At 67.0% G+C, this 12,942-nt stretch carries 12 protein-coding genes and 1 pseudogene; 6 read left to right on the top strand and 7 right to left on the bottom strand.

Annotated features, from left to right (window positions below):
* From BST13_RS40065 to BST13_RS36810, 4 genes and pseudogenes are all read right to left on the bottom strand, one after another.
* Positions 1-131: pseudogene (locus BST13_RS40065) on the bottom strand (hypothetical protein); the annotation flags it as partial.
* A 154-nt stretch (positions 132-285) separates the two neighbouring features.
* On the bottom strand, positions 286-975 hold the full coding sequence (locus BST13_RS36820) for an HAD family hydrolase (RefSeq protein WP_083170938.1): 690 nt from the start codon (positions 973-975) through the stop codon (positions 286-288).
* 14 nt (positions 976-989) lie between these two features.
* Positions 990-2,228, bottom strand: a complete 1,239-nt coding sequence (locus BST13_RS36815; protein WP_083170937.1) for a GNAT family N-acetyltransferase — start codon at positions 2,226-2,228, stop codon at positions 990-992.
* 63 nt (positions 2,229-2,291) lie between these two features.
* Positions 2,292-3,011, bottom strand: a complete 720-nt coding sequence (locus tag BST13_RS36810; RefSeq protein WP_083170935.1) for an SDR family NAD(P)-dependent oxidoreductase — start codon at positions 3,009-3,011, stop codon at positions 2,292-2,294.
* Between the two features lie 49 nt (positions 3,012-3,060).
* Here BST13_RS36810 and BST13_RS36805 point away from each other — a divergent pair, with 49 nt between their 5' ends.
* A complete protein-coding gene (locus BST13_RS36805; RefSeq protein WP_083170934.1) occupies positions 3,061-3,615 on the top strand; it encodes a MarR family winged helix-turn-helix transcriptional regulator in 555 nt (184 codons plus the stop codon).
* A gap of 6 nt (positions 3,616-3,621) precedes the next feature.
* Here the strand turns inward: BST13_RS36805 and BST13_RS36800 are convergent, their stop codons facing one another.
* Both BST13_RS36800 and fadD8 read right to left on the bottom strand, forming a co-directional pair.
* Positions 3,622-4,815 (bottom strand): RNA polymerase sigma factor, encoded by a 1,194-nt coding sequence (locus tag BST13_RS36800; protein ID WP_083170951.1) that lies wholly within the window; start codon positions 4,813-4,815, stop codon positions 3,622-3,624.
* Positions 4,816-4,938: 123 nt separating this feature from the next.
* Positions 4,939-6,537 (bottom strand): fatty-acid--CoA ligase FadD8, encoded by a 1,599-nt coding sequence (gene fadD8, locus BST13_RS36795; protein WP_083170932.1) that lies wholly within the window; start codon positions 6,535-6,537, stop codon positions 4,939-4,941.
* A gap of 151 nt (positions 6,538-6,688) precedes the next feature.
* On the opposite strand from fadD8, the gene BST13_RS36790 reads away from it, so the two are divergent.
* Positions 6,689-6,928, top strand: a complete 240-nt coding sequence (locus tag BST13_RS36790) for a hypothetical protein (protein WP_083170930.1) — start codon at positions 6,689-6,691, stop codon at positions 6,926-6,928.
* 50 nt (positions 6,929-6,978) lie between these two features.
* Here the strand turns inward: BST13_RS36790 and BST13_RS36785 are convergent, their stop codons facing one another.
* Positions 6,979-7,437 (bottom strand): YciI family protein, encoded by a 459-nt coding sequence (locus BST13_RS36785; RefSeq protein WP_083170928.1) that lies wholly within the window; start codon positions 7,435-7,437, stop codon positions 6,979-6,981.
* A 133-nt stretch (positions 7,438-7,570) separates the two neighbouring features.
* On the opposite strand from BST13_RS36785, the gene BST13_RS36780 reads away from it, so the two are divergent.
* From BST13_RS36780 to BST13_RS36765, 4 genes are read left to right on the top strand one after another with little or no spacing between them, the layout of a single operon-like run.
* A complete protein-coding gene (locus BST13_RS36780; protein WP_083170926.1) occupies positions 7,571-9,187 on the top strand; it encodes an amidohydrolase in 1,617 nt (538 codons plus the stop codon).
* A 29-nt stretch (positions 9,188-9,216) separates the two neighbouring features.
* On the top strand, positions 9,217-10,776 hold the full coding sequence (locus BST13_RS36775; RefSeq protein WP_083170924.1) for a long-chain-fatty-acid--CoA ligase: 1,560 nt from the start codon (positions 9,217-9,219) through the stop codon (positions 10,774-10,776).
* Positions 10,777-10,784: 8 nt separating this feature from the next.
* Positions 10,785-11,750, top strand: a complete 966-nt coding sequence (locus BST13_RS36770; RefSeq protein WP_095533866.1) for an o-succinylbenzoate synthase — start codon at positions 10,785-10,787, stop codon at positions 11,748-11,750.
* Between the two features lie 45 nt (positions 11,751-11,795).
* Positions 11,796-12,941, top strand: a complete 1,146-nt coding sequence (locus BST13_RS36765; protein WP_083170922.1) for an LLM class flavin-dependent oxidoreductase — start codon at positions 11,796-11,798, stop codon at positions 12,939-12,941.
* Position 12,942: the final 1 nt, after the last annotated feature.

The raw sequence follows: 12,942 nt of genomic DNA, 5'->3' as shown, positions 1-12,942 counted from the left end.
ACGATGTCGACGATGCGTCCGTCGATCGCGTTGCGCTGCCCGCACAACTCCGACAATTCGTCGATCAACACCTCCAGACGCTGCGCAGGGCTCACCCCGTCATCAGTGAAAGGTGTTGGCTGCGAGGACATGCCACCATTATGGCGAAGGCCACCGACAAAAACCGGACCCCGAGCCCTAGGACAATCTCGGCCAGAAAATCGCGGGTGCCGTGCCGCTCATGGCAGCGTTCCGTCGCATTCCTGATCGCGATCTCCAACGCCACGAACACGGTGGCGGTGCCGGCTAGGTGGGGATCCCGTAGCGGGTCAGGGCGCGACGCAGCCCGTCGGGCCGCTCGGCGGTCGGCAAGGGATCGACCAGCGCGAACTCGCACCCCAGTGCCCGCGCGCCGCCGTCGGCTTCTTCGCTGTCACCGACCATCAGCGCGTCGGTCGGGGCCACTCCGAGCTTGTCCAGAGCGGCGGAGAAGATCGCAGCGTCGGGCTTGACGGCGCCCACCTCGAAGGACAGCACGAACTCGTCGACGTAGGCGTCGGCGCCGGCTGCGGCGAACGCCGGCCGCACGTCGAACGCGATGTTGGACACCACCGCCGTCCGGATGCCTTGTGCTTTAAGACCTTTGAGGACATCGGTGGTATCGGGGTATGCCGTCCAACTGGCCGGGTCGATCACCCGGTCATACAGCGACTCGGCGTGGTGATCGGCCAGCCCCGACTCGCGCAGCACGTGCAGGTAAGCCTCGCGGTGCAGGTGCGGGGCCAGGTCGCGGTTCACCCATGCGTGGTACTGCTCGTCGGACATCTCCACCGAACGGCCCGTGGGCGCGGTGAGCCGACGCATCAACTCGGCCTGCACATGGCCGTCGACCTCCTGCTCGTCGACGGCCATCCCAGCGAACCAACTCTCGTCCTCCTCGAGGCGGAACAGGGTCCCCGAAAAGTCGAACATCACCGCATGCACCATGGCAACCATCGTGCCAGGCGGCGCTAGAAGTCGTCGGGAACGCTCGGAGCCGTCGGCCAGCCGAAGCCGACCGCGGCCCGATGCACCGAACCCGCAGTGAGTTCGACGGCCAATCCGGCGGCGGTCAAGGCCTGCAGGCTGACCCCACCCAGGTAGATCGCCCCGAGATCGCGGGCGGTGATGGCGATATCGGCTGCCGCCGTGGTGGTTTCGCAATCGGCGCCGTCGGGGCCGCCACGCAGCCGGTACCGTCCGGTGTTCCAGGGGCAGAACTCGTCGGTCACCTCCAAGACGACATCGATCGGCGCGGCGTAATGGCGCAACGTCAACGCGCGGGCCACGTCTACCAACCGCACGTAGATCCCGTCGCTCACATCGCACTGCAAGGCGCGCTGGTCGGCCACCAGGTAGCGCAGCGGCTCGTCGACAGCGGCCCCGTAGCAGGTGACGCTGCGCACCAGATCCATGTCCAACAGGTACCGCCAGAGCCGCGCGTACGCGCGGGGATGGGTGGCCCGGACCTCCTGTACGTGCAATTCGGCCGCGGGCTGTCCGGTGTCCGCCCAATGCGACTTGGGGCGGTAGATGGCGAATCCGCTGACGGTGCCGTCGGCGTCGTGGTGCACCGCGAAGCGGATCTTGCCGGAGTCCTTTTGACGCTCCTCGTTGTCGTGGATCCAGGACTCCCACCAGGGACCCGTTCGGGCCATCTGGCCGGGCTTCTGCGCGGTCGCCTGGTCGTAAATCGCCGGAGCGCAGCTCAGCAGTGTCTCGGCATCGACTGCTGTCACCGAGCCGTCGCCGAGGTCGACGTCCGGGCGGAACGCGAGCTCGCGCACCTGCCCCTTCAACGTGGCGTGGGAGCACGCCATGCCATAGCCAAAACGCCCGTAGATCAACGCTTCTGACGCGAACAAGATCGCCAGCGCCTCGCCGCGGGATCGGATGTCGTCGAGCTGATGACGCATCATTGCCGTCAACAGACCGCGGCGGCGGTGGCTGGGCGATACGGTGACCACCGTGACGGCGGCCACCGGCGCGGTCACGTCTCCGGGAAGGACCACCTCGCGCGAAAACGCCCCGGCCGTCGACGCCCACCGCTTCCCGTCGTGAAATCCGAACATCCGGTCGAGGTCGGTGAACTTGCGGATCAGATCGATCTCGTCCATCCGCGGGTCTTGCAAGAACACCCCATACGACGTTGACATGAACTCTCGGAAGTCGTCATCGTCGGTGGTTGTGCGCAGGGTCAGTTCAGTCACATGCTTCTGTGTACCGCACCGGAACTGTTCGGGGCACCTGAATATTCTGGCGTCGCACGTCGGTCAGCGGCTGGGCCATTCGCCTCCGTTCACTGCCACTGTCTGGCCGGTGATCTGGCGTGCGCCAGACGAGGCGAGAAATGCGACGGTGGCGGCGATGTCGGACGGTGAGCCGGCGCGCTTGGTCATCGCGGCGTCCACGAGCGAGGTCCGACGATCGTCGGTGAGCTTGTCCCGGAAGAACTCGGTATCGGCGATGTAACCGGGTGACACGACGTTCGCAGTGATACCGCGATCGCCGATCTGTCGTGCCAAGTCGATATTCCATGATGCGACAGCAGCTTTGGCAGCTCCGTAGGAACCGGCGCCCTTGTCGGCAGCGATCGAGCCGATGGTGATGATGGTGGAGCCGGCCGGCATTCTGGGGAGCAGCGCCGTCGTCATGAGCACTGCGCTGATGAGGTTGTTGTCCAGGTTCTGCCGCCACGCCTCGGCTACGTCGGTTAGATCGATCGGCGCGTCCCGGTCGAAATCCGTGTTGCCTCCGGCGTTGTTCACCAGCACATCCACCGCGCCGATCTCTTCGGCAACTGTCGCGGTGCGCAGCGGGTCGGTGCCATCGAGCACGATGGCGCGTACAGAGCCCTCGATGTCTTCCGCGGCCTTGTGGAGAACGTCGATCCGCCGGCCTGTGATGACCACGTCCGCGCCGTCTGCGGCGAATCGAGCGGCGACCGCTCGGCCGATCCCGGTACCCCCGCCGGTGACAACTACTGTCCGCATGTCGGACCTCCTGTATGTTTAGACCTAAACAAAGGTAGCAGGAGTGCACGTGGACGAGTCAACATCGGACGACCCGGTCGATGCCATCGCGGCGGCATGGCGGCGCGAATTACCCCATGTCTCGGTGGAATCCATCGGCATCGTCACGCGGGTCTGGCAGATCGCAAAGCTGCTCGGCGATGATCGGGCCCGGCTGCTGCGCGCCCGTGATGCCGATATGGCCACCCTCGACCTCCTCTCGACCCTGCGACGCCACGGCAGGCCCTACCGCATGACGACGCGGGAGCTGGCCGCCGCCTCACTCATCACTGCCGGTGCAATAACGCAACGCGTGGACCGGGCCGAGAAGCAGGGACTCGTCAGACGCGCGGGCCGACTCGACTCCCGAGCTGTCGACGTCGAACTGACCGAGCGGGGCCACGAGACCGCCGACGAGCTCGTGGCGGCCGTGCTGGCTCGCGAATGTGAGCTGCTCCAAGGGCTTTCCCGTGGTCAGCGGGAGCAACTCGCGAGCACGCTCAAAGCTCTGCTCGGGCATCTTTCGGACGAACTCGGAGTGCGGGAGCGGCCGGGTCATGTCGGGCACCACACATCTGAAGTCTGACAGAGGCTAGGCGCCGCGCTCCGACTTGACCTTCTCCAACAGCACCGCGCGTTCCCGTTCGTTGGCCGTCATGGCCGCTGCCCGTTCGAATTCGGTTGCGGCCTCGGCATTGCGGCCCAGCCTCGACAGTAGTTCTCCGCGCACACTCGGCAGCAGGTACGAGTCGTCCAGCCCCGTGATGCCGTCGACGATCGGCAGTGCGTCGGCGGGTCCGTCGCGCATCGCCAGTGCCACCGCCCGGTTCAGTTCCACCACGGGCGACGGTGTGATCTGCAGCAGCGCCTCGTAGATCGATACGATGCGGGCCCAGTCGGTGTCGGCGGCCGTGGGAGCGACGGCGTGGCATTCGGCGAGTGCGGCCTGTAGGGCGTATGGTCCCCAACCACGTTGCTGCGCAAGTTCTTTGGCGCGCTCGAGGCGGTCGACGCCGCGGTGGATCTGGGCGCGGTCCCAGCGGGTGCGGTCCTGGTCTTCCAGTAGCACGGGGTTACCGTCGGCGTCGGTGCGGGCGGCGAACCGCGACGATTGGAATTCCATCAGCGCCACCAGTCCGTGCACTTCGGGCTCATCGGGCGTGAGCGCGGCCAGTACGCGGCCCAGGCGCAGTGCCTCACTGCACAATTCGTCGCGGATCCAGCGCTGACCCGTGGACGCCGCGTAACCCTCGTTGAAAACCAGGTAGATCACGCCGAGCACGGCGGCCAGCCGCGTGCCGAACTCCGCGCGGTCGGGCACTTCGAAGGGCACGCCGGCAAGGGCCTTCTTGGCGCGGGTGATCCGCGCCGCCATGGTCGCTTTCGACGTCAGAAAGGCCTTGGCGATCTCCTCGGTGCTCAGGCCGCCGACCACCCGCAGGGTCAGCGCGATCTGCGCCTCCCGCGACAGCACGGGATGCGCCGCGATGAAGATCAGCCGCAGCACGTCGTCGTCGATACGGTCGGGGTCCCATGCTTCGTCGACGTGGTCGGCGAGTTCACGGGCCAGCACGGTGTACTTGGTGTCCAGGTTGTCCTGGCGGCGGAAGTGGTCGATCGCCTTGCGTTTGGCCACCGTCGTCAGCCAGGCGCCGGGGTTGCGTGGCACACCCGTCTGCGGCCACTGTGTCAACGCGTCGACCATGGCGTCGGCCGCCATGTCCTCGGCCAGGCCGACATCGCCGATCGCGCGGGTCAGCGTCGCGACGATCTTGGCGGCCTCCATGCGCCACACCGCGTCGACGGTGTCCCGCAGGTCCTCAGCCACCTCCCCATTCTGCCGAGCAGACGCAGACTTGCACTCACAGGCCCGCGAACGTGCGAGTCTGCGACTGCTCGCGGGAGAGACTCAGCCGACCGACCGCTCCGCGCCTGCCCAGAACTGGGCGCGCACCGCCTTCTTGTCGGGCTTGCCCAGCGCCGTCACCGGCACGGAGTCCACCACGATCACCTGCTTGGGTGACTGCACCGAACCCTTGCGTTCCTTGACTGCGGCCTGGATCTCGGCGGTCATCTTCGCCACGGCGGCTTCATCGGAAGCGGCGTCCGGACGCAGTACCACCACGGCCGTCACCGCCTCGCCCCACTTCTCGTCGGGGGTACCGATCACGCACACCTGGGCCACCGAGGGATGTTCGGCCACAACGTCTTCCACCTCGCGGGGGAACACGTTGAAGCCTCCGGTGACGATCATGTCCTTGGTCCGGTCGACGATGTACCAGAACCCGTCCTCGTCTTCGCGGGCCAGGTCGCCGGTGTGCATCCAGCCGTCGCGGAACGTCTCCGCGGTGGCCTCCGGCAACTTCCAGTACCCGCCCGACAGCAGCGGCCCGGACACGCAGATCTCGCCGACCTCGCCCTGGGGCACCCGGTTGCCCTCGGAGTCCAGCAGCGCGGTCCGCGCGAAGAGGGTGGGCCGTCCGCACGAGGTGAGCCGCTTCTCGTCGTGGTCCTTCTTCGACAGGTAGGTGATCACCATCGGCGCCTCGGATTGCCCGTAGTACTGCGCGAAGATCGGGCCGAACCGCCGGATGGCCTCGGCCAGGCGCACCGGGTTCATCGCCGAGGCGCCGTAGTAGACGGTCTGCAGCGACGACAGGTCGCGGGTGTGCGAATCCGGATGGTCCATCAGCGCGTAGATCATCGACGGCACCAGCATGGTCGCGGTGATCTTCTGCTCCTCGATCACCCGCAGTACCTCGGCCGGGTCGAACTTCGTCAGGACGATCAGCTCACCGCCCTTGACGATGGTCGGGACGAAGAACGCGGCGCCGGCATGCGACAGCGGCGTGCACATCAGAAAGCGCGGGTTCTCCGGCCATTCCCACTCGGCGAGCTGGATCGTCGTCATCGTGGTGATGGACTGCACCGTGCCGATGACGCCCTTGGGCTTGCCGGTGGTGCCGCCGGTGTAGGTGAGGCCGCCGATGTGGTCGGGTGCCAGATCGGCGGCGACCAGCGGCTGCGGGCTGTATTTCGCGGCCTCGGCGGCCAGGTCGACGGCCACGCCCTCCAGCTCGGCGGGCACCGGGCCGATGGTCAGCACCTGCTTGAGGCTGGGCACCTTGTCCAGCAGGCCTTGGGCCCGCTCGACGAACGCCGGGGTCGGGTCGATGATCAGCGATGTCACCTCGGCATCTGCCAGCACGTATGCGTGGTCGTCGAGGGATCCCAGCGGATGCAGCGCGGTGCGCCGGTAACCCTGGGTCTGGCCGGCGCCGATGATCATGAGCACCTCGGGCCGGTTCAGCGACAACAGCCCGACCGCCGCGCCCGTGCCCGCGCCGAGCGCCTCGAACGCCTGGATGTACTGGCTGATGCGGTCGGCGAGTTGGCCACCGGTCAAGGTGGTGTCGCCGAGGAACAGGACCGGCTTGTCCTTGTTGCGCTTGAGGGCGCCGACGGTCAGGTGGCCGGAGTGCAGGGGATGGCGCAGCAGGTCACTCATGTCGTCCAGACTAGAACGTGTTCCAGAAATCTCCGAGAGAGATGGGCGAATCTGTCGATTGAGGTAGTGCACTACGCGCGTTTGCGCAGGTGAATCCTCGTAATGTGCCAGTTATCCGACATCGGTGACAGGCGATTGGAGGAGGTTTGTCATGGCACACCCATTCACCTATCCGGTGCTCATGCCACGCACGACCGCGTTGCTGGTCGTCTTCGGTGCCCTCACGGCGGCCGCCTTCAGTGTGGTCGGTTCGGCGGAGCCCGCGCCGGCCGCCGCGCAGTGCAGATTCGATACCCACAGTCTGTTGTTCGTGCCGACCGACGCCGCGCACCAGCGGCCGTTGCCGCTGATGCCGCACGCGGCCGAACTGGGCGGACCCTGCAGGGTGTGACGTCCTGTCCCCGGCGGTGAATGCACCCGCCGGGGACCGCGGGACCGTCGTCAGCGGTTGGCGGCCTTACGTGCCTCGACGGCCAGCTTCTCGGCGAGATCGGCCTTCCATTGGATTTCCTTCTGCACCCACTCGTTGTCCTGCGGGAACTCGTCGGTCTCGTGGACCCGGCGCACCTCGAGCCTGACGCCCTTGCCCAGCGGGCACTTCACGGCCCACTGCCGTGCCTCTTCCTTCGAGGACACGTCGAGGATCCAGAACCCGTTGAACAGTTCCTTGGCCTCGGCGTACGGGCCGTCGGTGACCACCGGCGGGTCGGCGTCGAAATCGACGACGAAACCCTCTTCGGGTCCGGTCAGGCCCTCGCCGGCCAGCAGCACACCGGCCTTGATGAGCTCCTCGTTGTAGCGGCCCATCGCGGCGATGATCTCGTTGAAGTCGATGTTGAGCTCTGCCATTGCGGCCTCGGCTTCGGGGGTGGACCGCATGATCAGCATGTAGCGCGACATTGTCGTCTCCTTCTGGAGTAGGGAAGGGGCCCGTTTATCGTGCCCTCGCACATACGTCGAACGGCAACCCCCGGAATCGACACAGCCGGCGAAAGTTCTCGAAAGTTTTTTTCGACCGCCTAGCATCCACGCTATGGCCAGCCCGACGCAGTCCGCCGACCTTGTCATCGTCGGGAACATCCTGACCGTCGACCCCGCCCAACCGACCGCAGAGGCGCTTGCCGTGCGTGACGGCCGGATCGTGGCGGTCGGCACCCGTACCGACGTACAGCCCTGGGTGGGCGCCGACACCGATGTCCGTGAGGTCGACGGCTGCGTGTTGCCGGGCTTCGTTGAGGCGCACGGGCATCCGTTGATGGAGGCGGTGGCGCTGTCGGACCGGATGGTCGACATCCGTCCCGTCACCTTGCCCGACGCCGCCGATGTGGTGGCCGCCATCCACGCCGAGGTCGCCAGGAGAGGGGCTGAGGGCGCCTACCTCAACGGCTGGGATCCGTTGCTGCAGAAGGGCTTACCTGAACCGACGCTGGCCTGGCTCGATGGCCTGGCGGAGACCCCGCTGGTCATCATGCACAACTCCGGGCACAAGGCGTATTTCAACACCGCCGCGGCACAAGCCGCAGGCCTGACGCGGCACACCCCCGATCCCAAGGGTGCGAAGTACGGACGCGACGCCGCAGGGGATTTGGACGGTACCGCTGAGGAATCTGCCGCGGTGTTCCCGCTGCTGGGCGGCGCCATCCACCCGCAGGACTATCCGGCGATGCTGCTGGCCGAATGCGCCCGGCTCAACCGGGCCGGCCTGACGACCTGCTCGGAGATGGCATTCGACCCGATGTTCCGGCCGCTGCTCGCCGGTATGCACGATCAGCTGACCGTGCGGCTGCGCACCTATGAGATGTCGACTGCCGAATTGCACACGGACGCCAGCCCGTTCGACGGGGACGACCTGGTGCGTCAGGTGGGGATCAAGATCTGGGTCGACGGATCACCGTGGATCGGCAACATCGACCTGACCTTCCCGTACCTGGACACCGACGCCACCCGGACCATCGGCGTGGTGCCGGGATCCTGCGGGCACGCCAACTACACGAAAGAGCAACTCGCCGAGATCGTCGGCACCTTCTATCCCAAGGGCTGGCAGATGTCCTGCCATGTGCACGGAGACCGGGGCGTGGACACGATCCTCGACGTGTACAAAGACGCGCTACGGGCACACCCGCGCGACGACCACCGGCTGCGGCTCGAACACGTCGGCGCCATCACCCCCGCCCAATTGCAGCGCGCCCACGATCTGGGTGTGACGGCCAGCATCTTCGTCGACCAGCTGCACTACTGGGGTGACGTGATCGTCGACGGGTTGTTCGGGCCGGAGCGCGGCGAGACGTGGATGCCGTGCGGTTCGGCTGTTGCCACCGGCATGCGGATCTCACTGCACAACGATCCGCCGGTGACACCGGAGGAGCCGCTGCGCAACATCAGCGTCGCGGCCACCCGGACCGCGCCGAGCGGTCGCGTGCTCGGCCCCGAGGAACGGCTGACGGTCGAGCAGGGGATCCGGGCGCAGACCATCGACGCGGCGTGGCAATTGTTCGCCGACAACGTGATCGGATCTCTGGAGGTCGGCAAGTACGCGGACCTGGTGGTGGTGTCGGCCAACCCGCTGACCGTACCGGCCGAAGCCGTCGCCGACCTGGAGGTACGGGCCACCTACCTGGCCGGCCGCCAGGTTTACCCGAAAGCCGGTTGACGGTCGGCGCGCCATGGCACGCTCACCTCATGTCTGATTTGCCGACACCGAACTTTCTCGACGAGCGGGTGGCGCACTGGGCGGCGACCAAACCCGACGAAGAGGCCATCACCTATCTGAGCCGGACATGGACGTGGTCGCAGTGGTACGACCGCATCCGCCGGGCTGCCGGCGCGCTGAGCGCCAGGGGCATCAAGCGCGGCGACGTCGTCGCGTTCCTGGACAAGAACCATCCGGCGTGTGCCGAGGTGATGCTCGCCGCGGCGTCGCTGGGCGCGGCCACCGCCATCATCAACTTCCGGCTCGCCGCCGACGAAATGGACTATGTCCTCAACGATTCCGGGGCCAAGGTGCTGTTCGTCGGGGCCGAGTTGAAGCCGGGTGTCGAGGCGATTCGGGACAAGCTGCCGGGTGTCGGCGAAATCATCGAGGTCAAACCGGAGGGTGACGACGAGTATGAGGCGATGCTGGCCGCGGCGATCCCGCACGGCCGCGCCGCGGATGTCCAGAGCGACGACGTATGCATCATCATGTACTCCTCGGGCACCACGGGCCGGCCCAAGGGCGTCGCGTTGACCCAGGCCAACGTCATAGCCCACACCATCAACGCATTCGACAGCTGGGTCGCCGAGCCGGACGACAAGAACCTCGTGGCGATGCCCCTGTTCCACGTCGGCGGGACGTCGTACATGCAGTACGGGCTGCACAACGGCATCCCCAGCTACATGACCCGCGACGTCGACGGCGTCGCGCTGGCCGGCGGCATCCTGGCCGGCGCCAATCGAACCTTCCTGGTGCCTGCGGTGCTGGCCAAGGTGCTCGACACCGGGCCGGAAGCCGTGCAGTTGTTCGGTGGGCTCAAGACCTATGCCTACGGCGCGTCGCCCATGCCGTTGCCGCTGCTGCGCCAAGCGCTGCAGGCGTGGCCCGATACCGACTTCATCCAGGTGTACGGCCTGACCGAAGTGTGTGGCGTGGTCACCCGGCTGATGCCCGAGGATCACCGCTCCGGCAACGAGGAGCGGATGATCAGCGCGGGCAAGCTCATCCCGCAGGCCGAGGTGCGGGTCGTCGACCCCGATACCCTCGAAGACGTTCCCGCCGGCTCGCAGGGTGAATTGTGGTTCCGCACACCGCAATTGATGAAGGGTTACCACAACAAGCCGGAGGCCACCGCCGAGGCCGTCACGGCTGACGGCTGGTTCCGCACCGGCGACATCGGCCGCATCGACTCACAGGGATACGTGTTCGTCGAGGACCGGCTCAAGGACATGATCATCTCCGGCGGGGAGAACATCTACTCGATCGAGGTCGAGCGTGTGCTGGCCGAGCACCCCGCCGTCACCGAGGTCGCGGTCTTCGGCGTGCCCGACGAAAAATGGGGCGAAGCCGTCAAGGCCGTCGTCGCTGTCGAGGGCGAAGCCTCCGAGTCCGAGCTGATCGCGTGGGCACGTGAGCGGTTGGCCGCCTACAAGTGCCCCAAGACCGTCGACTTCATGGAGGCCCTGCCGCGCAACCCCACCGGCAAGATCATGAAGAAGGATTTGCGCAAGCCGCACTGGGAGGGACGCGACCGCGCCACTGTGTGAGGCAGCATGTGAGCGTGCCTTCACTCGATGATCTGCTGGAGCGGCTGTACGTGGTCGCCCTGCCCATGCGGGTCCGGTTCCGCGGCATCACCGTCCGCGAGCTCGCGCTGATCGACGGGCCGGCCGGCTGGGGCGAGTTTGGCGCATTCGTCGAATACGGGCCGCCCGAGGCCGCGGCCTGGCTGGCCTCGGCCATCGAGGCCGCCTACCGACCGGCTCCGCCGGTGGTGCGGGACCGGGTGCCGATCAACGCGACCGTCCCCGCGGTCGAGGCGGCCCGGGTCCCCGAGGTGCTCGACCGGTTCCCCGGGGCGCGGACCGCGAAGGTCAAGGTGGCCGAGGCCGGGCAGTCCCTCGCCGACGACGTCGCACGCGTCAACGCCGTACGCGAACGTGTGCCGATCGTGCGGGTCGACGCCAACGCGGGCTGGTCGGTTCCCGAGGCGGTCTCCGCGGCCGCCGCGCTGACCGCCGACGGTGACCTGGAGTATCTCGAACAGCCTTGTGCCACAGTCGAAGAGCTGGCATCGCTGCGCACATTGATCGACGTGCCGATTGCCGCCGACGAGTCGATCCGCAAGGCCGAGGATCCACTGCGTGTGGTGCGGGCCAAGGCCGCCGACGTCGCGGTGCTCAAGGTGGCGCCGCTGGGCGGGGTATCGCGGATGCTCGACATCGCCGCACAGATCGACATCCCGATCGTGGTGTCCAGCGCGCTGGATTCCGCGGTCGGGATCGGCCGCGGGCTCCTGGCGGCCGCAGCGTTGCCCGAGTTGCGGCATGCCTGCGGGTTGGGCACCGGCGGCCTGTTCGTCGAGGACGTCGTCGCGCCTGCGGTGCCGGTGCACGGTTTTCTGCCGGTCGGCCCCGTCGTCCCGGAGCCGGATCGGCTCGCGGCGCTCGCTGCCGCCCCGGAGCGACGGCAATGGTGGATCGACCGCGTGCGGGCCTGCTATCCGCTGCTATTCGAGTAGGCGCTTACTCTAGGGAACTTCGTGCGGGTGTTTGACACTCGTGCAATGTCTGGCATGCGTGTGGGCCTTCTGGATCCGGCCGTCGCTTCCCGCCCCGCGGCGGACAGCTTCACCCGGGCCAGCTATCTGAGTGCTGTTGCCACCGGGATCGACTCGTTCTGGGTGCCTGATCACCTCAACAGTCTGTTTCCGCGCGCGCTGTGGCAGCCGAAGTACTGCGGCGGCGCGAAGCTCCTACCGTCCGCCGACGCTTATCTGGAACCGTGGACCATGCTCGGCAGCCTGGCGGCGCGTAATCGGGTCGGTCGGCTGCGGCTGGGTGTCGGGGTCACCGACTCCGGCCGACGCAATCCGGCGGTCACCGCGCAGGGCGCCGCGACGATGAACCTGCTCACCAGGGGGCGGTTCATCTTGGGCGTCGGCTCCGGTGAGCGTGAGGGCAACGAGCCCTACGGGGTGGACTGGTCGAAGCCGGTGGCGCGGTTCGAAGAGGCCATGGCCACCATCCGAGTCCTGTGGGATTCCAAAGGTGAACTGGTGAACCGGGATTCGCCTTTCTTCCCGTTGCGCAATGCGATCTTCGACCTGCCGGCGTATCGCGGAAAGTGGCCGCCGATCTGGATCGCCGCGCACGGTCCGCGGATGTTGCGGACCGTCGGACGTTACGCCGATGGCTACTTCCCGGCGTTTCCGCACACCCCGCAGGAGTATGCCCAGCGCCTCGATGTGGTGCGGTCGGCGGCTTCGGATGCCGGTCGTGACCCGATGGCGATCACGCCTGCGGTGGCCCTCTCGGTCTTCACGGCGCCGACCCGAGCTGAAGTGGACGACGTACTCGAATCCGAGATCGTGCGGGCCGGTGCGCTGCTCGCCTCCGACGAGTTCTTCGCGCGCCACGGTGCGCAGCATCCATTGGGCGTCGGGTTCGCAGGTGCACAGGATGTCTTGCCCCAGGAGTGGGACGAGGAAACGGTGTTGTCCCACATCAAAGGCATCCCAACGGGTGTCATGCGGGAGATGGGATTGATCGGGACTCCGGCCGAGATCATGGATCGGGCGGCGCAGTGGCGCGACAGCGGGGTTCGCTACATCGTCGTGCTCAACAGCACTGTTCTGCAGCCCAGCCTGCGCAAAGGGCTTGCGGCACAGCGCCTGTTCTACTCCGTCGTCCGCAAGCTCAAGAAACTCTAGG

Source organism: Mycobacterium aquaticum (assembly GCF_002086485.1).
GTDB classification, from domain to species: Bacteria; Actinomycetota; Actinomycetes; order Mycobacteriales; family Mycobacteriaceae; genus Mycobacterium; species Mycobacterium aquaticum.
Note: the sequence above shows the minus strand (reverse complement) of the source record. Positions and strands in the feature narration are given on the sequence as shown.

Bases quoted from the DNA above. Each gene is read 5' to 3' on its own strand.
- BST13_RS36820 (WP_083170938.1), bottom strand. From the start codon at position 975: ATGGTTGCCATGGTGCATGCGGTGATGTTCGACTTTTCGGGGACCCTG.
- BST13_RS36810 (WP_083170935.1), bottom strand. From the start codon at position 3,011: ATGCGGACAGTAGTTGTCACCGGCGGGGGTACCGGGATCGGCCGAGCG.
- BST13_RS36800 (WP_083170951.1), bottom strand. From the start codon at position 4,815: ATGGAGGCCGCCAAGATCGTCGCGACGCTGACCCGCGCGATCGGCGAT.
- fadD8 (WP_083170932.1), bottom strand. From the start codon at position 6,537: ATGAGTGACCTGCTGCGCCATCCCCTGCACTCCGGCCACCTGACCGTC.
- BST13_RS36790 (WP_083170930.1), top strand. From the start codon at position 6,689: ATGGCACACCCATTCACCTATCCGGTGCTCATGCCACGCACGACCGCG.
- BST13_RS36785 (WP_083170928.1), bottom strand. From the start codon at position 7,437: ATGTCGCGCTACATGCTGATCATGCGGTCCACCCCCGAAGCCGAGGCC.
- BST13_RS36780 (WP_083170926.1), top strand. From the start codon at position 7,571: ATGGCCAGCCCGACGCAGTCCGCCGACCTTGTCATCGTCGGGAACATC.
- BST13_RS36775 (WP_083170924.1), top strand. From the start codon at position 9,217: ATGTCTGATTTGCCGACACCGAACTTTCTCGACGAGCGGGTGGCGCAC.
- BST13_RS36765 (WP_083170922.1), top strand. From the start codon at position 11,796: ATGTCTGGCATGCGTGTGGGCCTTCTGGATCCGGCCGTCGCTTCCCGC.